This is a genomic window from Bartonella sp. SD1336NMGDW, from assembly GCF_042193565.1.
GTDB classification, from domain to species: Bacteria; Pseudomonadota; Alphaproteobacteria; order Rhizobiales; family Rhizobiaceae; genus Bartonella; species Bartonella grahamii.
Genome location: NZ_JBHILW010000004.1, coordinates 35,263 through 58,375, shown reverse-complemented (window position 1 = coordinate 58,375; position 23,113 = coordinate 35,263). Strand labels below are relative to the sequence as shown.

Genomic DNA, 23,113 nt, shown 5'->3' with positions numbered 1-23,113 from the left:
ACTAGAACCTATCTTTTGAAATGGCTTTAAAGGATCACATGCTTATCATAAGATATATTTAATCACTCACTAAAATGATCTATTTTGTCGGTTCAATTTACTGACAGAAAAATGACAAAAGTCTATTAAAAGGGAGTTTTCTGACCTCTATAATTATCAGTCTCTCTTTAGATGTCTTTATAACAGGCAATAAAGCGCATTATCATCTTTATTATTTATATTATGAAAATGAAAAATGATGCCACGACTATAAAAAATATAATAGCTATAGAGCATGCGTGAAAAAACAGGTTTTCATAATCACAATGCAAATGAACGCGTTGGTTATAAAGAACGCGGTGCCTATTAAAGTTGTTCAAATTAGAGCCCCTTATAAACAAAATCTACAAAAATCATTAAAATCATTTAGTAAAAAACTGATACGTTATAAAGCTAAAAATACGCATGATGAGAGCGTTTATAAATATTATTAATGTTATAGATAATAAATAACGCAATTGTTTAATAAATTACACAATATATCTTTAAAAGACATAATAAAAAATAATCAAGTAATAAGCACATAAACAATATTTACACATAATATATTTAAAAAATATAAAATTGTAAAATATTTATTTACAATAAATACGTATCGTGTTACATAAATTCTAGATATATTAGTTTATATGTTACGAAAAAGCATTTTCCATACCTTTAAAATACTGACTGTCTTTTATGTTTTTGTTAGTATATGAGTACTTTGTCGGATGTAGCTATGCCATACAATACCCTTTTATGGGAAATGCAACGCCACTCGTAATCTACATATCATTCAATATAATTTGAAACACAATACCAACAAAAATATCACATATACCATTGATATAACCAAATTAAATGATATCAACCGTCGTAATAGCCCCGTATTCAATACCGACCTATTTATCGAAGATAAGGAGTTAAATCACTCATGAAACGTACCGTAACATTTATTGTTTTATCTTCTCTATTGATCGTTTTGTTCGCTGTATTAATATCACTTGGATATACTAAAGTGAATGATCCCCTGTAATTTTCCTATCTGTTTTAAAAATACATCTATTGCCTTCATGATGACTGTATAACTATATCGTATAATGGTACAAAAGGTATAAGAAGCCTCAGGAGATCTGGCTACTAAAAAACGGAAGAAGAAAAATTTAAACGCACTAGATATGTTTAGCTAACAAAAAAGTTTTCGTTGCCCGTCTCTGCAAAAACTGAAATTTTTTATTTTTATTCCATACTTTACTCTTGTAACAAAAGAATAACACATATTGCTATAATATAATCAAATACATGGAGTGAGAATAATAAGACATAAAGAAATATTCATATTAGCAACATAATTTCAAGAAATTATCCATTAAAAATGATTTTTGGTATATTTCCTCCTTTAAACGCAAATTATATTTTTTTATCCCTTTTAAAAGTGAAAAATATTATTTTCAAACCTATTCATAAGTGGGATGAGCCACGTGAATAAAAATGTTTTATAATAAGCTTAAGTATATCTTTTATGAGCTATCTTTAGCACAAAGGTACAGCATTAAGATTACGGAAATATCGTGATATAATTGGGTATAAAAATCACACTGCCTAAGAGATTTTTGTATTGTACCCTTTATGAGAAATGTTAAAAGCAAGGCAGGATATGCTCTCCAGAGCAAATGAGTGAATGAGCCACCACGATGATATGCATTTTTTAAAAAGTAGGAAGTCTCTTTTCTTCAAATTTAATAGGCACATTCTAAAAATAACGGTTCTACAGATTCATTCCAAATAGAATAGTAATGAGACAAAAATTTTTCAGCATCTGTTTGTCCCATTGCAACAACCTCTTCTAAAGGATTAAGAAAACTTGTTTCATCAAAACCATTGGTATCATACTGTTTGCGATTTTTTAAGCCTTTGCGGGCAATAGCAAGAGCTTGTCGTGCTAACTCTAAAAGAATAGTTTGACGAAAAGGAGTTCTTAACCCTTCTTTAGGAACGCGTTGGCGCACATCTAAAACTTCTTCAAAACACCAATCTTTTGTCAAAGCTTCTGCCTCATTAAGTGCTTCCCTATCATAAAGAAGCCCGACCCAAAAAGCCGACAACGCACAAATGCGCTTCCAAGAACCGCAATCAGCTCCTCTCATTTCTAAAAATCTTTTTAAGCGGACTTCAGGAAATAACGTCGATAAGTGATTAATCCAATCTCCCATGTTTGGAATTGAATTTGCAACGTGTCCTTTTAATGCTCCATTCATAAACTGACGAAACGTTATATGTGTACAATCATAATAACGACCATCACGCACAACAAAATACATTGGAACATCAAGAGCCCATTCAACATAATCAGCAAAACCAAAACGCTCAGAAAATATAAAGGGAAGAACGCCTGTCCTCTGATTATCCGTATTACGCCAAATTTCAGAACGCCACGACAAAAAGCCATTTGGGCGTCCTTCTGTAAAAGGTGAACTTGCAAATAATGCTGTTGCAATGGACTGTAACTTCATGGATACTTGCATTTTTCGCCGCATATCACTTTCAGATGAAAAATCAAGATTAACCTGAACTGTTGATGTGCGATACATCATATTAAGACCATTATATCCCACTTTAGGCATATAATCAGTCATAATCTGGTAACGTGATTTAGGCATTCGTGGCGTTTCAGCTAAAGTCCACTTTGGACTAGCTCCAAGACCTAGAAAACCTATACCCAATGGTTCTGCAATTTTTTTGAGAAGAGTTAAATGCTCCATCAACTCGTGATATGTATGTCCTACTGATTTTAATGGTGCACCAGATAATTCAAATTGTCCTCCAGGTTCCAAAGAAATGGCTCCCTGATTAACTGATCCTACGAGCCCAATAATATTCTCGTCATCTAAAATAGGTTTCCATCCTAAGGCACTTTGCATCCTCTCTAAAAGCGCTCGGATTCCCCTCTCTCCTTCATATGGAACAGGGTGAAAACCATCTTTATAAAACGGAAATTTTTCATGTTCTGTACCAATACGCCAATCATCTTCTGCTTTATACCCCCCTTGGAAATAACTAACCAAGGAATCTAAGTTATAAATTTCACTTTCATCAGTTATATCAAGCGCCATAACTTATCGTATCCTATCATTGGTATCATCATCTTAAATGAATTGTTTAGAATGATTTTACAGATTTCTCAATCCATTGCCCAATCCCCCACGGTAGCATTAAGAAGAGCCAAAGCAGCAACAGCGGCAGTGTCAGCGCGTAAAATACGCGGACCTAATGATATTGGAACCACAAAAGGATGTTTTTTTAAAAAGCTCCGCTCTTCTTCACTAAAGCCACCTTCCGGTCCAATAAGAATACCGGGTGTTGTAACGTCACGCTTTTTAAAAGAAGGTAATGGATTATGCGATTTATGCTCTTCATCACAAAAGAATAAAGGCTGTGTCTCATCCCATCGTGCTAAAAGTTCTGCTAATGATAGAGCAGATACGCATTCAGGGAGAGATAAAATACCACACTGTTCAGAAGCTTCAATAACATTGGCTTCCATACGCGCCATATTGATACGCGTAACCTGCGTATGATGCGTTATAACAGGCTGCAAAACCGATACCCCCATTTCAACAGCTTTCTGCACCATATAATCCAACCGCGCGTTTTTGAGTGGAGCAAAACAATAGATAAGACTGGAATGCGTCGTTTGTAATCTTTCTTGATGGATAAGCTGAACCACAACAAATTTTTTCTTAACAATGATAAGTTTAGCAAGCCACTCACCATCCTGTCCATTAAAAAGTAAAATTTCTGCTCCTTCTTTCATACGCAAAACATGCACAAGATAAGAAGCTTGTGCCCCCTCTATCTTTATTTCTTCATTCAAAGCCAATGTCTGCCGTATAAATAATCTTTTAAGTTTATAATTTATGCGCATAAAAATTTTGCCAATGCTCACTATCGTCATCGAGAAAATAAAGAAAAATATATAGCAAAAAGAAAAAATTATATCTATAGAACTATAATATATTAAAGAATTATAGAGTTTTTTTAGCTTTATGAGATAATAATAGGAACTTATAGATCCTTAAGTGATTCTACTTTCATAAAAGTTTAAATAATGCACCATTCATCTTTGCATTCAGTCATTGATGCATCCGTGGAGGAAAAATATGTCTGCTAAAAAAGCTACAATTATTACGATTACAACCCTCTTAGCCTTTATTTTGATTACAGTGGGAATTGGTTCTGTTGGAGCAGATGGGAAGCATACAATTACCAAAGATGGTTATGGTATTTCTTCTGGGATTCAGTAAGCACTGGCCGACATCCCCCTTAAAAATTTAATGTTTTTTAAAAACTTTTATAAGATTTACATCAATATTATGAATTTCTTGTATTTGAAAGATTCCATAAGAAGGATTTTTATTCCTCTCTTTAATCATTTATCTATATCAACCACACTTATGACGGAGAGAACGATTTTTACTGCTTCACCACGAACGGATTTAAAATGAGAAAATCTTCCGATAGTGGGACCTCTGATTTAAATTAAAAGACAATTTTAAGTTGCAAAAAGACGAATTACTATTATAAGATAGGATGCTATATAGATAAAAAACAATTCTTAATCTGCGTCAATGTCTTTTGTAACCAAAAAATTACCATGGTTTTGCCCTTTAGAGCTTAGAGAAAATGTAAAAGGCCATGCAAGGCTATTAGCGAGACATTGGACATCTTTACATAAAGTTTCTGATCTATAATTTTTGCGTAGTTGTGCCTGTAATATCAATTCATTCTGCTTCCCTTGCGCGATAGCAGTTGCAACGCTTCCTTGAATGGATAAGCTCAAGTCTGCTGTACGCATTAATGACTCTGTCACCTTCATCATACCTTCTGAAAAGCTTGTCTGAATATCCCAGTGATCAAATGTTGTTGAAAAAGTATCATTAGTCATTAAAAGAAATTGTTGTTTATTTAAAAGTCTTGTTTGTAATTCATTCAAATCATACCCTAAGAGCCGACCAGAAGACATTTTCAGTGTTAATTCACCCTGCATTTTTGTAAAAATTTCTCGCCAAGAATCAGCAAGTGTTCGTACCGTTGCAGTAAAATTCGTTTTGCTTTGTATAAATGGAATAAATCCCAAGGTTTCTAAAGTCTCCTGCATATCAATAGAAGCACCTGAAATATTTCCTCCAATACGCACTTTCTGTCCAGCTGGCGTAACTTCAATATTACTTTGCACGGATCCACCAAAAATATTCGCATGTCCAAGATCAAAAATACCATGCCCATTTCTTATTTGTATTGCAGCAGCTAAATTTGTGAGTGAAATATTTCCTATTTTAGCTTGTGGCGCAGAAAGTCGTATATCCACGCCAATACGATGAAAAATTGTCATATCAAAGAAGGAATTTTTCTTTTTACCTGAAAAAAACATTGAACCCAAGAGGCTAAGATCTAGGTTATCAAAGGCTAACGAACCCATAACATTTGGTACATAATCTTGAAAATCGAGTTTTAAAGCTCCTCGCGCATTTGCTTTCCCCATCGTAAATGTAACATTGTTCATTTGAATATGCATTGGCTGCGCTAAAAAATGAGATTCCCATACAATGGGTATTTTAAATTTATGTCCCCAAAACTGATTTCCACCAACCCAAGATAATGTCTGATTCCATCCCGGAGAACGCATCGATACTTTTCCGTCAAAAATATAATATTCAGATAACCGAGCCTTTCCTGTAAAAGTTATTCCCCCACGTACAGAATTGAGACTTGCCCTAATATGACTTTTTCCTCCTGCAAGAAGCAGCAATGCTTGAGAAGCATCAATTGATAACTTTGTAAATTCTCCGCGCCAACGCGCATCTGCACGTAACCGTACTTCCCGAGTCGATTCCGGCCAATCTAAAGTCGCATTTAATCCTGTTATTTTTTCTGCTAATCCTGAAAAACTATCGTGATACACAAGAACACCATTTTTAATGACAATCCGCCCAAAAGGTTGTTTTAAAAGGTGCTCTATTTCTGGATGTTCAGGATTATGTTTTAATATTTCACGCGTATTGCGTATTGCCAACCCTAATGCACCTTGTGAGCGAGAAAACCGATCAAAAAAATCTGCTATTGTTTTAACAGGCTTTTCCATAACAAATTGAGGACGCATAATCCGCGTCTCTGAAAAAGAAACATGTCCCCAAAGAAGATCGACGACAGAAAGATCAACTTCTATTGATTCAGCTTCCATTAATGGCCCAACATCATCCATTTTAGATGTTAAAGTAACACCAGAAAGAAATGCTTTAGGATAAGGAAAAAGATGTAACCGCGGTGGATCACGCAATTGCACATTGTAACCGGTCCATGCACTCAAATCCTGCGCTAAACGAATGCGAATCGCATCTGTAGAGATAAGATAAGGTAAAACGAGAATCCCCACTCCAAATAAAAAGATAATTGTAATAAAAATTCCGCTCAAAAATTTTATTATTCTGATGCGCACAATATCCCTCTATATTTATCCCCCTATAACAGATTAAAAACAAACTTAAATGATCAAAAAAAGTTTTTATAACCCTATAATTCACTATATCCACTTTGTATCTTAATTATTTTTGTTCTTTATCCAAAATTTATTCAAACAGCAATGTTGCTGCTTCTTTATAAAGCAATTATTTAAAAATCTTCAAAACTATAAATCCACAACATTATAAAACCATTCTTACTGTTCTCATATGAATATTGCTATAAAACTCTATCGTATTATTAGAAAATGCTTTACAAAAAAACAAACAGCCTTACCGAAAGGATCTCTGAATGAATAATATTATCGATGGAAAAAAACTTGCTGAAGAGATTATTGCGAAAGTTAAGGCCGAAACAACAAAGCTCCGCCATCACTATAATATACAACCTAGTATCGCTGTTATTATTGTTGGAGATGATCCCGCAAGTCAAGTATATGTCACCTCAAAAAATAAAAAAGCCGAAGAATGTGGGTTTCTTTCAATCAAACATGTCATTTCCAAAGAAACACAAGAACAAGAACTCCTTCAACTTATTGCAACATTAAATTCTGATCCAAAAATTCATGGTATTTTGGTACAGCTGCCTCTCCCTGCTCATATGAATACAAATCGCATAACACAAGCCGTTGCTTTCCAAAAAGATGTTGATGGTTTTCATTATATTAATGTAGGAAAACTCGCGGCAAATGCACTTGAAGATGCGATTATTCCCTGCACACCAGCTGGTGCCATGATGATGATCGAACAACACTGTGGGCAAGATTTATCTGGACTTGATGCTGTCGTTGTTGGACGCTCTAATATTGTTGGAAAACCTATGGCTGCCCTTTTAACAGCAGCCAATGCCACTGTGACAATTGCCCATAGTCGTACCCGTGACCTTGATGATGTTTGTCGAAGCGCTGATATTTTAGTCGCAGCTGTAGGCCGCCCACAAATGATTAAAAAAGACTGGATCAAAAATGGTGCAATTGTTATTGATGTCGGTATTAACCGCGTTGCTGCACCAGAAAAAGGTGTAGGGAAAACACGTCTTGTTGGTGATGTCGATTTTGAAAACGTAAAAGAAAAAGCTGCCGCGATCACCCCTGTTCCAGGAGGCGTTGGACCAATGACAATTGCCATGCTTATGGTTAATACACTCAAAGCCGCCGCGCGATCACACAATCTGCCTATGCCAAAATTCTAAGAATTATAACAATTCCTTGTATATGGTTTTATTGTACATGATTAAGCTTGTTTATTTTTGCATTTTTCATGTCATAAAAACAGATGCTCCTTGATCTGCACGATTAACGGATTGACGAAAAACATGAAAAAGTTCGCGTCCAAAACCGTGTTCGTTTTTTGAAAGATCAGGAGGTATGATTTTTCGTACGTTAAATTTTGCTAAATCCTCCAAAAGAGTTAATTTACCCTCATGAGCATCAAGAAAAACAATATCACCATCTTGCAAACGTGCAATGGGACCATTATCCACTGCTTCCGGTGTCACATGAATGGCAGCAGGAATTTTTCCTGACGCCCCTGACATACGCCCATCGGTTATCAATGCTACCTTTTGACCGCGATCTTGTAAAACGCCTAAAATGGTCGTTAATTTATGAAGCTCTGGCATACCATTGGCTTTTGGTCCTTGATAGCGAATGACAGCGATAAAATCTTTATCATACAACACTCCAGATTTAAAAGATTTTTGTAGTTCTTCTTGATCATTAAAAACAAAGACTGGTGCTTTAATCTGCCAATACTCTGGTTTAACAGAGGAAACTTTTATAATAGCTGTTCCCAAATCTCCCGATAAAACACGAAGACCACCGTCAGGCTGAAATGGCTTTCTCCACCCTGCTAACACCTTATGATCACCACTTTCCTTGAGAGCCGCTTCACGCACCACATGACCATCAGCAGAAAGCTTTGCTTCAATTGCATAAGCATTGAGATCTTTACCAAAAACCGTTGAAACATCTTCATGTACTAAACCTGCATCGATAAGCTCGCGAATAATAAATCCCATCCCCCCAGCAGCATAAAAATGATTGATATCCGCTAAACCATTAGGATAAATGCGCGCTAAAAGAGGCACATGGCAAGAAATTTCTGCAATATCATGCCATGTCAATTTAATACCGCAAACAGCAGCCATAGCAATCAAATGAATCGTATGATTGGTAGAACCTCCTGTTGCATTTAATCCTACAATGGCATTCACGAAAGAACGCTCATCAATGATCATACCAAGTGGACTATAATGATCACCAAGATCTGTCATTTCAAGTACACGTTTCGTAGCTTCTTTTGTTAAAGCATCACGCAACGGTGTATTCGCATTAACAAAAGAAGCTCCCGGCATATGAAGCCCCATCATCTCCAGTATCACCTGATTAGAGTTAGCGGTTCCATAAAATGTACATGTTCCTGGTCCATGATAAGAACGAGCTTCTGATGCTAGAAGTGTTTGGCGATCTATTTTATTTTCCGCGTAAAGTTGACGTATCTTCGCTTTTTCATCATTACCTTGACCACTTGTCATAGGACCAGCTGGTATAAAAATTCCTGGTAAATGACCAAATGTTAGTGCACCAATCAATAAACCTGGTACAATTTTATCACACACCCCAAGATATAATGCTGCATCAAAGACATCGTGTGATAAGCTTATAGCTGTCGCCATTGCAATTACTTCACGCGAAAAAAGGGAAAGCTCCATCCCCGCATTTCCCTGCGTAACACCATCGCACATCGCGGGAACACCACCTGCAACCTGTGCAACACCACCAACCATACGGGCCGACTCTTTAATTAAGTGAGGAAATTTTTCAAAAGGTTGATGAGCTGAAAGTAAATCGTTATATGCCGTGATAATGCCAATATTCCCAACGATATTTCCCTTCAAACGCTCTTTATCTATTGCACCACAAGCAGCAAAACCATGAGCCTGATTGGCACATCCTAAAAAACTTCGTTTGGGGCGATGAACTTGTGCTTTCGCAATACGATCTAAGTAAGTTTCTCGTGTTGATCGAGAACGTTCATAAATCCTTCGTGTAACTGTGGCAATTGTCTTGGAAAGTGCCATATTCCCCTCCCTCTTTCATTGTTGCTTCCCCTCATTCATTGAGAGAGAGTACGTTTTTATTCACCTTGTCTCTCATATTCTAATTCACTTATTTCATTATCTGCAGGCGACCAATAAACCTGCACAAGATGAGGGGAATTACGCAAAACTGCCCGAACAGGCATTTCTATTTCAGATCCATCTTGACAAGCTTTTTCAAAACAATCGCGTTTCTGAAAACCTTCGATATGGAGAATAATACAACGAGACTGCATAATAACTGGCAAAGTTAGTGAGAGTCTTGGCTCAACAGCACTCTTAGCATGAAGGGGCAAAACAAGTGCTTGTGTTCGCAGATCAAGCGCTTGCTTTAAACGATCAGCATCAGGAAAAAAAGAAGCCGTATGTCCATCACCCCCCATTCCTAAAACAACAACATCAAAGGGTTTAGGCAAAGTATTAATACGACTCGCCGCTGAAAAAGCTGAAAGTTCAGCAGTAATCGCTTTATGATAAAGCCCTACAAAACGCGCTTTTTCGGCAAAATTTTGTAACAAATGACACCGTACCATATGCTCATTTGAACGTTCATCGTGTGTAGGAACGAAACGTTCATCGACCAAAGTAATAATGATATTTTTCCAATCAATATCCGCTTTTGACAAATAATGAAAAAACAATTCTGGTGTTTTACCACCAGACACCGCTAAAACTGCTCTCTTACGCTCAAGAACAGATACACTAAGCTCTGCGGCTACTCGATCTGCTAATGCCAAGGCTAAAGTCTGAGGGGTTTCAAAATCTAAACGGTCAATATTCATTCTATACATACTTATTGCTCTAAACTAAATTGTTCCATATACGCCCATCACGTTCCATGAGAATCGCCGAAGCAGATGGCCCCCACGAACCAGCGTTATAACTGTGAAAAGGCTGTTTTATTTCTTCCCACCCCTCAATGATTGGATCAATCCAACGCCAAGCAGCCTCAACTTCATCACGGCGCATAAACAGCGTTTGATCTCCACGAATAACATCCATTAATAAACGTTCATAAGCATCAGGATTACGTTCAGAAAATGCGGAAGCAAAACTCATATCTAATGGAATGTGACGAAACCGCATACCGCCGTAACTTGGATCCTTAATCATCAACCATTGTTTTACACCCTCATCAGGTTGGAGACGAATCACAAGCCGATTAGAAAAAATTTCATCTAAATCCACATTAAAAATATTATAAGGAATAGGTTTAAAAACCACAACAACTTCAGACATTCGCGTGAACATGCGCTTACCTGTTCGTAAATAAAAAGGCGTATTAGCCCAACGCCAGTTATCAATCTTAACCTTAAGCGCTACAAATGTTTCAGTCTTACTCACTCTTCCCAGATCATCGAAATAAGACTCTGCAGATATACCATTTGATAGACCAGAAAGATACTGCCCACGTACAGTATGCTGCCCTACATTATGTACATCAAGCGGTGTTAAAGAATGTAAAATTTTAAGTTTTTCATCACGTACAGCATTAGCACTGTTGGTAAATGGTATTTCCATAGCAACTAAACAAAGTAATTGTAGCATATGGTTTTGCACCATATCGCGTAGAGCACCAGTGCTTTCATAATATTCTGTACGCCCCTCTAACCCTAAAGATTCAGCAACGGTTATTTGAACATGATCAATATAGTTGGAGTTCCATAGCGGTTCATAAAGTGTATTAACAAACCGCAATGCCATTAAATTTTGAACAGTTTCCTTCCCAAGATAATGATCAATACGAAAGATCTGCTCTTCATTAAAGGCGCTTGCAAATGCATCATTAAGTGAAACAGCTGTTTTTACATCGCGACCAATTGGTTTTTCAATGATAATCCGTGTTTGTGGTGTCACCAAATCATTTTTTCCCAACTTCATCGCAATATCAGCAAAAAGTGACGAACTAACAGCCAAATAAAAAGCTCGAATATTCGCTGAACCTTGTGACAGAAGGAGAGCTAAATCCTCCCACCCTCGATTTGAGGAAACATCAACAGAAACGTAAGTTAAACGTGCAAGAAAACGATTGAGTTCTGTTGAATTGAGATCTTTTGGATGGATATGTTTTTCTAAAGAAGTGCGGACAAAATTTTGATATTCTTCATGACTTAAGGAAGTGCGGGAAGCCCCAATAATACGTGTTGGCTCACTGAATTGACCAACACACTGACAATGATACAAGGCCGGCAAAAGCTTGCGCGACGCCAAATCACCATTGCCACCAAAAACAATACAATCAAAGGAAGAAACTGGAATAATTTTACGCACCATGAACTTGTTTATTTTTCTATTCGATTATGAAATCCCATATCACTTATAAAAGCTTCCATTATTAAAGCAGACAGATACTAAATAAGCCATTAATTTTCTTCATTTCAAGCAATGTTTCCATTAAAGGCGATCCATTAAAGAAAACCAACGCATTGCTAAAAATATAAGTGGATAACGCAAAACTCCTCCCCCCGGAAAAGATGAAATCTTTAAGTCTTGGAAATAGGAAAAACGTTCATATTTTCCAGTCAACCATTCTGCGTATAATTTTCCTATGAAAGGAGCCAGCATAACGCCATGCCCTGAATAACCACCACAATAAGTCATCCTTGAGAAAAGTTGTCGAACATAGGGCATGCGCTCAACTGTGATGGCAACCGTTGCTCCCCAACAATGGCTTAAATTGATAGAATGTAATTGAGGATAAATTTCAGCAATTTGCCGTTTTATACGTTCATCTAAATTCAAAGGATGTTTATTATCATAACTTTCTACGCCACCAAATAAGAGACGATTATCAATGCTTTTGCGAAAATAGCGAACCATAAAACGGGAATCATCAACCGATTCCCCGCCTGCGAGAATTGAACTGTGCTTTGGTAATGGGTCCGTTGCTCCAATATAAGAACGAATAGAAACAATATTTTTTTCAATAAAACGCTCCAGACCAAGTTTATACCCATTTGTTGCAAGTAAAACATGCTCTGCTGTTACACTGCCTTTTTCTGTTATCACTTTCCAATGGGCTCCCTTGCGCTTTACTGTCGTTACTTGTGACTTCTCATAAAGCTTAGCACCAGCATCTTTAGCTTTTTTTGCCAATCCAACAATCAATTTTAAGGGATTTATATGGCCGGTATCCGCATCATAAATACCACCACAATAAAAAGACGATCCAAGTCGCCTAGATGTTTCTGCCCTATCCATAAAAGTAAGCGCATGATAGCCATAACGCTGCATCACCTCAATATGCCGTTGATAAGAAAGAAGCTCACGCCTTTTATGTGTCACAGAAAGCTGTCCTCCTATCAAATCACACGAACAATTAGGCATCGCGCATAAAGATAAAATATCTCTTTTAGCTTCTTCTGCTAAATCAAACAGAGCCTTACTTCGCTCAAAACCATACTTTTTTTCTAATGTTTCTACCCATTGCCGTTGCCCTGTTCCCAGCTGTCCACCATTGCGCCCTGAAGCACCATCACCAAAACGTGATGCTTCAAATAAAACAACATCTACTCCAGCCTTGACTAAATGATAAGCAGCCGACAGACCCGTAAATCCGCCTCCAATAATGACCACATCACACTGTCTGTTTTCACAAAAAGAAGGATAAGAGGGACGTTCTTTTAAAGTATCTTCATACCAAGAAATTCCTGGAGAAATTGAATTATAATCAATCATCGTCATAAAATTTAAACATTCAGCAGAAGATATTCACGCTCCCACGGACTAATTACTTCCATAAAAGTTTCAAACTCTTGTCGTTTGATTGCAGCATAAGTACTGACAAACACATCCCCTAAAATAGCACGTATTGCTGTATCTTGTTCAAACAAATTGACTGCCTCAATGAGTCCACGCGGTAACTCAATATTATCAGCGTTTACATTATTTGTCGCTGGCTCATCCGGCTCAATTTTTTGTTGCAAACCAATAAGACCACACGCTAAAGAAGCTGCAAGGGCTAAATAAGGATTCGCATCTGATGAAGGAAGTCTATTCTCAACACGCCGCGCTTGAGGAGCAGAACGGGGAACTCGAAAAGCTGTAGTACGATTATCATATCCCCATCGCAAATTAACAGGAGCCGAATTATCAGGGACAAGACGTCGATAAGAATTCACATAAGGCGCAAGCATCACAAGTACCCCTGGCATATGTTTTTGCAATCCACCAATAAAATGGCGAAAACAGATACTTTCTTCACCATTTTCCTGTGTAAAAATATTCATACCGGTTTTCTTATCAACAACCGATTGGTGAATATGCATAGCAGAACTCGGCTGCCCTTGAATGGGTTTTGCCATAAAAGTTGCATACATATTATGTTTTAGAGCTGCTTCACGAATTGTTCGTTTGAACATAAAAACTTGATCCGCTAATTCAATAGGATCACCATGACGTAAGTTAATTTCAAACTGACCTGCTCCTTCTTCATGAATGAGAGTATCAATTTCCAATCCTTGTGCCTCTGAAAATTGATAAATATCATCAATCAAATCATCAAACTCATTAACACCAGCAATGGAATACCCCTGTCCACCACCAATTGAACGCCCAGAACGACCAACCGGTGGAACTAACGGATAATCAGGATCGGGATTTTTCTGTACTAAATAAAACTCAATTTCTGGTGAAACAACAGGGCTTAAACCCATTTTTGTATAAAAATGAACCACCGTTCGTAAAACATTGCGTGGTGTGTAATCCACAATCTGACCATTTTGATACACAAGATCACAAATCACCTGTGCTGTGGGAGCATCTTCCCATGGAACAATGCTTAACGTAGAAAGATCAGGTTCAAGGCGTAAATCACCATCTGCTTTAGGATATTCAAAACCATGACCATCTTCAGGATAATCCCCTGAAATTGTTGCCATAAAAACGGCTGAAGGCAATGCCAATGATGTTTCCGATGTAAATTTTTTAGAAAGCATCATCTTGCCCCGTGGTACCCCTGCTTGATCAGGCGTAATACATTCAATATCCTCTACCTTACGGAAAGCAAGCCATTGTGAAACTTGTTCCCAATTGTGCACACCACGTAAACTTTTGAGAAAACGAGAGACAGGTTTAAAATTTTTACTTTTCGTTTGTTTACCATTTTTTACAGCCATAACATACCAACTTTACAAACAATCAAGTTCTATTCTTATAGTATCAGCCTCTGCATAAACGACACGAAAAAAAATTATCAACTGATATTTTTGAAGAATACTATAAGATCTATCAAGGTAAAAGAACTTTACGCTCAACAAGCTATCCTATCACCATAGTGAAAAAGTTGATATTGCACGCGATACATCGGTGCGAACCTTCTCCTTAATATAAAACAGCGAGAAATACCATGGTGGACGTAACCTAATTCCGATTCAAATAATCATATATAAGAAAACATTGGCGAGAATAATAAAGGCGAGATATTTAATTTTCTTTTGGCCGTAGCAATGCTTAATTAAAAGAAAAGAAACTTTTCTTTTAATATGAAGCAAGTTTTGTAACTCTATTGTTATTCACATAGAAGAAAACAGCCTAGGATAGTGAGTAGCTATGCCTTTACAACTAATGCTTACAAACACTCACCACGCCGTAATATGCGTAAATGTATTTTCAGGATAAGACATACGCTCAGCATTTCCGACATGAAACTTAACCATCCCCTGCATAATAGAGCTATCAACCTTGTTCTGAGCGGATACCTATAGACTCTGCACTTATATAAATTCCCACCGCTTGACATTGCACTTCGCACACAATATTTAGAGCTGAAAATACAGTAGAGCATACCAAATCCAATAGATAGGATTTTTTGCTAATTGCGCCATGCGTGATCCAATATTTGATAGTCTCCAGCCCACTAGGAGATGTGTTATTTATATCTAAAAAGCCCCAAAAATCAGGATATGAGAACACAATAATATCAATTTCCTTTGAACTAACGTCCTTCATCGTCGATCTTCCACCGTCATAAAATCTTTTTTGTATCAGTTGCTTTCACATACTTTGACTTATGACCTAGTGATACTGTGCAGATTGAGTACACATCCCCAAAGCCTAGATTGTAATTAAGTTCGTACCACTCTGCTCTTTTATAAAATAAATAACCATAATCTTCAGATATAATACGCCTAGATTCAATAATTACCGTAAGCTTATGTAAATCATAACCCAATTGTGATAATGCCTCATAAATTTTACGAGGGTATTCGTCATTGATCGTCACGGCATAGCAGAACGCTGTGGAAGTCGGATATCCCCCGCCTAGACTGATAAAACTTTTTTGATCCTTCAATGCGTAAATATCCTTTCCAACCTTAGTTAAGGTGGATACTATTAACTCAGTCGAATTCAAATTAGAGCCCATATGCAAAGGCACCACATTAAGCCTAATCCTATTGGATTCTAGCAAAGATAATGCGGCACGTAACTCCGCCGCAGTCATATCAAAACGCGATCTATCCCCGTTTGCCAGTACATGGCACAATCTCAATGAGATTTTAGGCAATATGTCAAAATGGCGGGCAAGAGCGATGATGTCATGTAATTCGATAATATTATCACACTGGACATTTATATGTTTTCTAATAGATAATTCTATCTCTTCTCGAAGTTTTACAGGGATATTAAAAAATATATCTCTACCTTTAAAACCATCTTTTTGCGCTAATGATATTTCATAACCAGACGCAAATTCCAAGTCCCAGCAACATAACAATGATGCCCCGCACGTCCATTAAAACACCTTGCTTTTTCTCGCTCTAGGCATTCATAGCCCGACCACGTAAAACAGGATACCAATTACAATATCAGACCATAAGGCTGCAAGAGAAAGTTCTTTTATATTTTTATCTTTATATTGCCTCTTAAACAAGCTCGCCTGTTCATATAATAAGTTATATGTATAATACATATAACTTATTAAAAAAGGAGGATTCATTATGTTCCGTGAAAATCTTTGGTAATACACTCGGGTGATTGGGTCACCAGTCGCCCGTCAATAGTACAGTGCAAGTTAAGAAATTGGGGGAGGTAATCTGTGCAACTCGTGGATCATCCTTTTGTAAAATTCGATCAACTCAAGCCGATTTACAACTTCACATATCCGTTATTTCGCACTATTTCAAATGAATTTTACGATTACCTAGACTTTAATAAACTAGCGCAAAGTAAGCAGATTCCACAAGCGCGTACCATTTCTCTTTATTTGCATATTCCCTTTTGCGAAACCATCTGTTCCTTCTGTCCCTTTCAGAAAGGGGCCTACAAGCACGTTAAGCAAATCGAATCTTATATGTCAGCGCTTACCACAGAGAACAGAACCAAAGGAAATTTCATTCGCTCGCTTAGAGGGACCATCCGCAGCATCTATATAGGGGGCGGCACACCGTCGCTTTTGTCCACAGATAATATCCGACACATCGGAAAAGTATTGCATGCCGAATTTGAGCTCTCTTCCTTAACCGAGTTTACACTGGAAAGCGAACCGAAGAGCGTCACACGTGATAAACTTTATGCTGCCCGTGAGATCGGCGTTAACCGGATCAGCTTCGGTATACAGAGTTTCATTGAGCGTTTCCGATCATTGTTTAACCTCACCTCAACACGTGAACAAATCAACAATACCGTGGCTTGGTCACAAGAGATCATTGGACATGTCGGTTTCGACCTACTATATGGCATGCACAGCCAGCAAACTGAAGAACTATTATACGATTTGAAGCAAGCCAGCGAGCTTCATCCTGAAACCATCAACCTCTATGCAATCAACAATCTGGCTATCACGTCGCAACTGCATAAGTCTTACGCACAAAAAGGGCTAAAGCCATCCAGCCTACAGCATCGACAGATGCTTCGCTTATTTAGCGACATCGTTATGCGCAGCTGCGGCTATGCGCCGTGTAATGGGCATTCCTATATCAAAATTGCCAATAACACTCCTCTAACGCTCGCTAAAACGAGTTCAGCTAATTATTTCCGCTATCACAAATATTTGCATGGTTATCATGACGATTATGTGGTTGGCTTCGGGGCGTCAGCAATGTCGATTCTCGGCTCACTCGTCACACGAGCCAATCCCAGTCGAAGCGGATACATTACCGACATACAACTTAAAGGCAAATCCAAAGTATACTACAATTGGGTATCAGCGGAGCAACAAGCCTCCAAGGCTTTGTGTATGCGGCTACCTTATAACGGCTATGCCAAAAAAGAAAGAATTGACTGGACCGCACTTCCCTCTTTTGTATACAATAACCTACAACAGCTTATAGGCGCAGGTCTCGTCGCAGAAAGTGATAACGATCTCCAGCTGACTCAGCGTGGTTGGCAATGGTATTCCAACCTTATATATTTTCTTCTACCTCAGGAAAATAGGAATATCTTGGACGGCTATGTCGCAAACATGCTTAATACAACCGCCGTACTTGATGGACCAGCGGAAACCTGTGTGGCATCTTAAGGAGAAAAGAATGTTCACGCTTTTTGCCAATAAGAACATACGCTATTTTTGCCTAACCGTTAGTCTGCTCGCCTTACTCAGCGGTGCTTTGCGCACTGCCATCCCGCTATTAGCAAGACAATCTGGATATGGCGTAGTCGGAGTAAGTTGGGCGCAAGGTCTCTTCTCATTAGCGTGGCCAATTTTCGGCATCCTTGCAGGCGCTTTACTTGATCGCTGCGACAAAATAAAACTTGCCACCTCGGCTCTCCTCATCTTCATGCTACTGCATATTGTACTGTTCGTACTGCTCATGATACAGATTGCTCCAGCCGAACAAATTTTCTTCTATGCAACCATTGCTGGATTCATCGTCGTTTCTGCCGAAGCTTATATAATGACGATTCCACCACTTATCATGGAGGGAGAGCGATTGATGACCTTCTACTCAATTGTCTTGTTTTTAGATTTCGGGGTCTCCTATTTTCTTGCCCCTGTCATAACAAGCAGCATTTTAGCGCATAGCACACTGCTATTTCTTGGCCTGTTAATCGTGCTTTTTATCACATTGATTTTTACCGCTCGCCGTGCTGTTCCGACATCGCCAACACCTGATAAAGAAAACATCACTTTTCGTTATATCATTGCCGGCTTTCGTTTCATTTTTTCAAATCGGCATCTTACCTCCCTTACATTACTCACATTCTTTCTATCGGTGGTATTTGGAGCATTCCTAACCTCGTTCATCTTCTTCGTTACCGACGGTCGGTATCTGGGTCTACATAGCAGCCAATATGGCGTGATGTTTGCAGCCTACGCGCTTGGTACAATGGCAGGTGCCCTATTTGCACCACATATACGCTATGCACCGGTGCGCCTAGCTGTTCTCACTGACGGGTTAGGAACGGTTATCTTGCTGCTGGTTCCAGCCTTTTCAAAAAGTGCTGTCGTCGTATGGGGCGTCACCTTTATCGCTGGCGTTGGAGCAAGCTTATGGTTTATTGGTGTTACCGCCTTCAGGCAGCGCCTCACACCAAAGCAACTTCTCGGGCGAGCTAATTCTGCTTTTCGGGTGATCGGCTATGCTGGAATGCCGGTCGGAAGCTTTTTGGTCGGCGTCCTTGGTTCTTTTATATCATTGCAGTTTGCTGCCGCCTTTATCGCTGGACTACTATTGGTGGCTATCGCGATAACGCTTCCATTTCTTTGGCAGGCTGATCATATAGACACACCCAACCCTGCCACGAGGTAACAGCTGCCTTTTAAAAAAGACACGGTCAAAAAAGGCACACATACCCTATTACGCAATCGATTGACCTGTTCTTTGGACGAGGAAATTATAACCGTAATGGCTGATAGAGCCAGCGACACTAATGGAAGCAGCCAAACAAGCGTTAAAGGCAAAATAGCCCCTTTACGTTGCATTGGGCGATGATCTCAACGCCTATATGAAGGATGTAGAGAGCTTATAGCGTACGGAGCGCAATTCTTAACTAAAAACTCCGCCCTAGCAATGCCCACTTATACTCCAGTTAATCCGTCACCCGCTGAATATCAAATGCCTCACCCCTTTACTGCTCCTCAAAATACATTTTGCTGCACTTACGCGCCGTATTCTTCCTTTGGAATTAAAAGAGCAGCCCTCTTTTCCTAATTTAGAATCTCTGCCTACACAACGCAGCAACAGATGCGACCATATATGCAATCACGCCTTAGGATCTGCATAGTAGAAAGCTTAGTTCGAGAGATTCATAAAGCCTATATCCCAATAAATTTTCCACCCAATCCACCTTTTAAAAGGGCGACTTTATATAAACCGTTAGAGCAAGCTATGAAATCCTTAGGTGTATTAGAAATAATTGGCGGTTTTTCCCTCAGACCAATGTTGATTGACTTTTACTCGTGCATATACGCAAGCGGTGCTACTCTTTTCTCAAATAGAAAGGACATAACCGTTACCATCTGGCCTATTATTGTTTGAAAATAAAGAAAAAGTATCAGTGCGACTGATGATATTGAAGAGCTATCTCATTATGTGGCTGTACTTAATTACGGCATTGGGAAGCTAGACACGCAATCACCCATTTCTGCGTGCCTTCTGCATGATATTCATAAGATTTTATTACGCGGTAAACGCGGTACGTCCAAAAGCCTTGGTGAATTTCGCAAAGCACAAAATTAGCTTGGCGGTACGCAACTAAAGACAGCGTCATTCGTGCCGCCCATTCCTACCACAGCCCCCCCACTCTCTCTACCACCATCCCCCGCTTAGAATCGCGCCAACTCATCACCGGTGCCTCGTTAAACACCACACCAGTCTCAAGGGCGGTAAAATGCGCCTTGCCGCATTTAATCTTCAGCATTTCTTTAAGGCGCAAATCAAACTCGCTATTCGTTCCTTTTGATTCCAGTACAAAATAAAGCTTTTGCACGCCATCTCACTCTAAAACACCCAAAAATCCGGCGTGTAAGAGCCTATGAGCACCACGATTTTAAAGCTCCTTGGCAATTTAAAAAATAATTTTATTTCGGAGGCATTATCATTAATTTTGCGCAAATTCTTTCTCAATATTACTCTTATAAACCACATGATCATATACACTCTTCTCACTCACCAGAACTGTACGCTCTAAATTCGCCGAAATTTAGCTACTTGCAAAACATTCTTGCACACTATAGTCTTGGCCAGCTAGTTTTAAATATTTAATACCAGCAATAGTAAGATTGACATACGCTTTATCGAGGATTTCCTCCGCGCACTCTAAAAAAGCTTGCGTTTTTTTTGCAAAATCTAATACGCGCCTACTATTTAGCAAAACATCAATATCATAAGCATCTCTACTAAAAACGATGGACAGCTATTAATTTCAACTCAATCCATATAAGATGACCCACACACTATTTTTTCTTGTGTCTTTATGTAAGTCATAGGCAAGTCCCTATTCAACTGTATTTTCACTTTCAAACCTCCTCGTCTTTTATTAACTTTTTATCAGTATAAAGCCAGGCCAAATTAAGCGGAATAATTAAACATATACAAAGCAAGGTGAAACAAAAAGCTGCTTCTATACAAACATTGTTTGCCAACCAACCAATCAGCACAAGCGCTAAAATACCAAAAATACGTGCAAGAAAACTAACAATGGATAAAACCGTATTTGCATTCTTTTGTTGAATATGTTTAAAAAATTCTGCTTCAAACTGCGTTACGGGGACAGAAAAAAAACTGTGAAATATGGTGAATAAAATAATGGGGGCCCAGCTGTTTGCAATGAGAAGCAGAGCAAGCATCACAACAGCACTCAGGACGAGTGAGCACAAAGTTATCGCCATAGGAGCATATTTTTGCATAAGATATTTAATTACAAAGCGATTAAATAAGTATTTTACGAGAGTATAAGACACAAAGCACAGGCCAAGAATAAGAATTTTAGTCTTTCCTGTTGCATTGTCTAATACTCCTGTTTGTCCCAAAATAAAAGGTTGCCAAAAATGAAATATTGGCTGCAATGCAGCAACAATAAAACCACATATCAATATATAATATAACCCGATTTTTGAGGTAACTAAATAAGCAAAAGCTTCTGTTGCATGCAACAAAGAACCTGAGTCTATTGACTGACTACTCGAAACGGATGCAATAGCTATCCCCGTCACCCGACTAAACAAGAATACAAGTACGAGAAACCCGAAAGAACAAAAATAATATGCTGACTGATAATTATCCATACACAAAACAATAAGAACACCTAGCGCACCAGCAACCGTATTCATGAATGCCGTTAGTTCCCGCTTATAGGCATTTACTTGGTGGTAGATCAAACTACCCTTGTAACCACCGCCGTCGATTAAGCCTTTAATCCATGTGCTATCAGCGCCAGAACATAAAGCAAAGCCTAAAGCATAAATAATTTCTGCCGGAATTAAGACAGAAAGATTAGGCGCGTAGATACATAAAAAGAAGAAGAGCGAAAAAAAGAAACATGATAGGATAACATTTTGTTTAACGCCGATTTTATCTCCTAAAATCCCACAAGGCACTTCAAAAATACAAATAGCGACGCTAAATACAATTTGCAATAAAGCTAACTGTGTTATACTAACGCCCATAGACAAGAAAAAAAAAGCATGGAAGGAACCTGTAATCAGCCGAACCCCGCTCATTGCCGCACAGCCATAGAGCAATTTTTTAACTTCATAATCTATTGTCATTAATATATCCAAAAGCTCTAAAGCTGGCAGCTTTATATATTTTAAAACCTCAATTCAGAAGGGAGCTTCGAGCAGCTATTTTCTGCTCATTTGCTCGGGCTTTGAGCGCAGTAACATCACCCCGCTTAATTTGATTTTTTTCAGTGGTTTATACATATTTTTAGTTTTCATAACTTTACCTCCTGTATTAGAAGTGTGGATTATAGCTACCTTTTGTCAATTTATTATTTTGATATCAAAAGTTTTGCTGTACTCCCCGCGCCAAGGTTTAAGTATTTCATTCACCAATCATTCTGCAACAACCACCGCAGCACTTGGAAACTCATGCGCCGCTTCGGGCAAAGTACGCTTATATTCACGCCAATTTGTCACCGGCTGTGCACCACACTTGAAACCCATCTCAAGCGCTGCAAAATGCGCAAAATAAAGCTTTTGTGCGCCCTCATGCTCTAATACCGACCAATCTGGTGTATAGGAGCCAATTAGCGTTGCAATTTTAAAACTCCTTGGCAATTAAAAAATAATCTTACATCAGGATCATTATCGAGATTTTGCGCAAACTCTTTCTCAATACGGCTCTCACAAATCACATGATCATAAACACTTTTCTCGTTGACCACCGCCAGCCATTGATTGCCTTTTACGATCTAATTTTACAGATGTGGGATCAATCTTATTACGATGCGCACATTCAGCGATTATTTTATCCTCTGCATTAGAGTCAAAAACACGAACAATACGCGGCAGTTTCGGTAATAAATCCAGCCGCTCACTCAACCTACACGAAACGGTATTTCCTATCATCTTTGATCATATTCTACACCCTTA

21 protein-coding genes are annotated in these 23,113 nt (G+C 38.4%); 5 read left to right on the top strand and 16 right to left on the bottom strand.

The window, feature by feature from the left end; translation table 11 throughout:
- Positions 1–1,757: 1,757 nt before the first annotated feature.
- Both ACFIKH_RS03715 and ACFIKH_RS03710 read right to left on the bottom strand, forming a co-directional pair.
- Positions 1,758–3,131: a glutamate--cysteine ligase gene (locus tag ACFIKH_RS03715; protein WP_375651590.1), complete on the bottom strand. Its 1,374-nt coding sequence runs from the start codon at positions 3,129–3,131 to the stop codon at positions 1,758–1,760.
- A gap of 68 nt (positions 3,132–3,199) precedes the next feature.
- Complete coding sequence (locus ACFIKH_RS03710; RefSeq protein WP_375625159.1) at positions 3,200–3,943, bottom strand: 16S rRNA (uracil(1498)-N(3))-methyltransferase; 744 nt, start codon at positions 3,941–3,943, stop codon at positions 3,200–3,202.
- Between the two features lie 235 nt (positions 3,944–4,178).
- On the opposite strand from ACFIKH_RS03710, the gene ACFIKH_RS03705 reads away from it, so the two are divergent.
- Positions 4,179–4,322, top strand: a complete 144-nt coding sequence (locus tag ACFIKH_RS03705; protein WP_012754785.1) for a hypothetical protein — start codon at positions 4,179–4,181, stop codon at positions 4,320–4,322.
- 311 nt (positions 4,323–4,633) lie between these two features.
- Here the strand turns inward: ACFIKH_RS03705 and ACFIKH_RS03700 are convergent, their stop codons facing one another.
- Positions 4,634–6,514 carry an AsmA family protein gene (locus tag ACFIKH_RS03700; protein WP_375671036.1) on the bottom strand — a complete coding sequence of 627 codons (1,881 nt, stop codon included), beginning with the start codon at positions 6,512–6,514 and terminating at the stop codon, positions 4,634–4,636.
- A gap of 314 nt (positions 6,515–6,828) precedes the next feature.
- Here ACFIKH_RS03700 and folD point away from each other — a divergent pair, with 314 nt between their 5' ends.
- On the top strand, positions 6,829–7,728 hold the full coding sequence (gene folD, locus ACFIKH_RS03695; protein ID WP_375625161.1) for a bifunctional methylenetetrahydrofolate dehydrogenase/methenyltetrahydrofolate cyclohydrolase FolD: 900 nt from the start codon (positions 6,829–6,831) through the stop codon (positions 7,726–7,728).
- Between the two features lie 66 nt (positions 7,729–7,794).
- Here the strand turns inward: folD and edd are convergent, their stop codons facing one another.
- The 7 genes from edd to ACFIKH_RS03660 all read right to left on the bottom strand — a co-directional run bounded on the left by edd (position 7,795) and on the right by ACFIKH_RS03660 (position 16,333).
- Positions 7,795–9,618 (bottom strand): phosphogluconate dehydratase, encoded by a 1,824-nt coding sequence (gene edd / locus ACFIKH_RS03690; RefSeq protein ID WP_375625162.1) that lies wholly within the window; start codon positions 9,616–9,618, stop codon positions 7,795–7,797.
- Positions 9,619–9,674: 56 nt separating this feature from the next.
- Positions 9,675–10,427 (bottom strand): 6-phosphogluconolactonase, encoded by a 753-nt coding sequence (gene pgl / locus ACFIKH_RS03685; protein WP_375625163.1) that lies wholly within the window; start codon positions 10,425–10,427, stop codon positions 9,675–9,677.
- A 10-nt stretch (positions 10,428–10,437) separates the two neighbouring features.
- On the bottom strand, positions 10,438–11,910 hold the full coding sequence (zwf, locus tag ACFIKH_RS03680) for a glucose-6-phosphate dehydrogenase (RefSeq protein ID WP_375671033.1): 1,473 nt from the start codon (positions 11,908–11,910) through the stop codon (positions 10,438–10,440).
- 120 nt (positions 11,911–12,030) lie between these two features.
- A complete protein-coding gene (locus ACFIKH_RS03675; protein ID WP_375625193.1) occupies positions 12,031–13,314 on the bottom strand; it encodes an NAD(P)/FAD-dependent oxidoreductase in 1,284 nt (427 codons plus the stop codon).
- Positions 13,315–13,325: 11 nt separating this feature from the next.
- Positions 13,326–14,753 (bottom strand): glutamine synthetase family protein, encoded by a 1,428-nt coding sequence (locus ACFIKH_RS03670; protein WP_375625165.1) that lies wholly within the window; start codon positions 14,751–14,753, stop codon positions 13,326–13,328.
- 559 nt (positions 14,754–15,312) lie between these two features.
- The gene (locus tag ACFIKH_RS03665; protein WP_375625166.1) at positions 15,313–15,585 is read right to left on the bottom strand and encodes a hypothetical protein; all 273 of its coding nucleotides are present in this window, start codon (positions 15,583–15,585) and stop codon (positions 15,313–15,315) included.
- Between the two features lie 16 nt (positions 15,586–15,601).
- Positions 15,602–16,333, bottom strand: coding sequence for a hypothetical protein (locus tag ACFIKH_RS03660; RefSeq protein ID WP_375625646.1), 732 nt, complete (start codon positions 16,331–16,333; stop codon positions 15,602–15,604).
- Between the two features lie 339 nt (positions 16,334–16,672).
- Here ACFIKH_RS03660 and ACFIKH_RS03655 point away from each other — a divergent pair, with 339 nt between their 5' ends.
- From ACFIKH_RS03655 to ACFIKH_RS03645, 3 genes are all read left to right on the top strand, one after another.
- Complete coding sequence (locus tag ACFIKH_RS03655) at positions 16,673–18,094, top strand: coproporphyrinogen-III oxidase family protein (RefSeq protein WP_375625168.1); 1,422 nt, start codon at positions 16,673–16,675, stop codon at positions 18,092–18,094.
- 10 nt (positions 18,095–18,104) lie between these two features.
- Positions 18,105–19,325, top strand: a complete 1,221-nt coding sequence (locus tag ACFIKH_RS03650; protein WP_273787871.1) for an MFS transporter — start codon at positions 18,105–18,107, stop codon at positions 19,323–19,325.
- Positions 19,326–20,108: 783 nt separating this feature from the next.
- Complete coding sequence (locus tag ACFIKH_RS03645) at positions 20,109–20,255, top strand: hypothetical protein (RefSeq protein ID WP_375625169.1); 147 nt, start codon at positions 20,109–20,111, stop codon at positions 20,253–20,255.
- A 46-nt stretch (positions 20,256–20,301) separates the two neighbouring features.
- On the opposite strand, the gene ACFIKH_RS03640 is transcribed toward ACFIKH_RS03645, so the two are convergent.
- The 6 genes from ACFIKH_RS03640 to ACFIKH_RS03615 all read right to left on the bottom strand — a co-directional run bounded on the left by ACFIKH_RS03640 (position 20,302) and on the right by ACFIKH_RS03615 (position 23,089).
- The gene (locus ACFIKH_RS03640) at positions 20,302–20,505 is read right to left on the bottom strand and encodes a hypothetical protein (protein WP_375625170.1); all 204 of its coding nucleotides are present in this window, start codon (positions 20,503–20,505) and stop codon (positions 20,302–20,304) included.
- Between the two features lie 11 nt (positions 20,506–20,516).
- The gene (locus tag ACFIKH_RS03635) at positions 20,517–20,663 is read right to left on the bottom strand and encodes a hypothetical protein (RefSeq protein WP_375625967.1); all 147 of its coding nucleotides are present in this window, start codon (positions 20,661–20,663) and stop codon (positions 20,517–20,519) included.
- Between the two features lie 371 nt (positions 20,664–21,034).
- Positions 21,035–22,285, bottom strand: a complete 1,251-nt coding sequence (locus ACFIKH_RS03630) for an MFS transporter (RefSeq protein ID WP_375653195.1) — start codon at positions 22,283–22,285, stop codon at positions 21,035–21,037.
- Between the two features lie 288 nt (positions 22,286–22,573).
- Positions 22,574–22,798: a hypothetical protein gene (locus tag ACFIKH_RS03625; protein ID WP_375653192.1), complete on the bottom strand. Its 225-nt coding sequence runs from the start codon at positions 22,796–22,798 to the stop codon at positions 22,574–22,576.
- The gene (locus ACFIKH_RS03620) at positions 22,768–22,875 is read right to left on the bottom strand and encodes a hypothetical protein (RefSeq protein WP_375653190.1); all 108 of its coding nucleotides are present in this window, start codon (positions 22,873–22,875) and stop codon (positions 22,768–22,770) included. The genes ACFIKH_RS03625 and ACFIKH_RS03620 overlap by 31 nt, the downstream gene beginning before the upstream one ends.
- Before the next feature lie 4 nt (positions 22,876–22,879).
- Positions 22,880–23,089: a hypothetical protein gene (locus ACFIKH_RS03615; RefSeq protein WP_375653188.1), complete on the bottom strand. Its 210-nt coding sequence runs from the start codon at positions 23,087–23,089 to the stop codon at positions 22,880–22,882.
- Positions 23,090–23,113 lie beyond the last annotated feature (24 nt).

Coding starts and splice junctions, on each gene's coding strand:
- ACFIKH_RS03715 (WP_375651590.1), bottom strand. CDS start 3,131: ATGGCGCTTGATATAACTGATGAAAGTGAAATTTATAACTTAGATTCC.
- ACFIKH_RS03710 (WP_375625159.1), bottom strand. CDS start 3,943: ATGCGCATAAATTATAAACTTAAAAGATTATTTATACGGCAGACATTG.
- ACFIKH_RS03705 (WP_012754785.1), top strand. CDS start 4,179: ATGTCTGCTAAAAAAGCTACAATTATTACGATTACAACCCTCTTAGCC.
- folD (WP_375625161.1), top strand. CDS start 6,829: ATGAATAATATTATCGATGGAAAAAAACTTGCTGAAGAGATTATTGCG.
- edd (WP_375625162.1), bottom strand. CDS start 9,618: ATGGCACTTTCCAAGACAATTGCCACAGTTACACGAAGGATTTATGAA.
- pgl (WP_375625163.1), bottom strand. CDS start 10,427: ATGTATAGAATGAATATTGACCGTTTAGATTTTGAAACCCCTCAGACT.
- zwf (WP_375671033.1), bottom strand. CDS start 11,910: ATGGTGCGTAAAATTATTCCAGTTTCTTCCTTTGATTGTATTGTTTTT.
- ACFIKH_RS03675 (WP_375625193.1), bottom strand. CDS start 13,314: ATGATTGATTATAATTCAATTTCTCCAGGAATTTCTTGGTATGAAGAT.
- ACFIKH_RS03670 (WP_375625165.1), bottom strand. CDS start 14,753: ATGGCTGTAAAAAATGGTAAACAAACGAAAAGTAAAAATTTTAAACCT.
- ACFIKH_RS03665 (WP_375625166.1), bottom strand. CDS start 15,585: ATGAAGGACGTTAGTTCAAAGGAAATTGATATTATTGTGTTCTCATAT.
- ACFIKH_RS03650 (WP_273787871.1), top strand. CDS start 18,105: ATGTTCACGCTTTTTGCCAATAAGAACATACGCTATTTTTGCCTAACC.
- ACFIKH_RS03635 (WP_375625967.1), bottom strand. CDS start 20,663: ATGTGGTTTATAAGAGTAATATTGAGAAAGAATTTGCGCAAAATTAAT.
- ACFIKH_RS03630 (WP_375653195.1), bottom strand. CDS start 22,285: ATGACAATAGATTATGAAGTTAAAAAATTGCTCTATGGCTGTGCGGCA.
- ACFIKH_RS03615 (WP_375653188.1), bottom strand. CDS start 23,089: ATGATAGGAAATACCGTTTCGTGTAGGTTGAGTGAGCGGCTGGATTTA.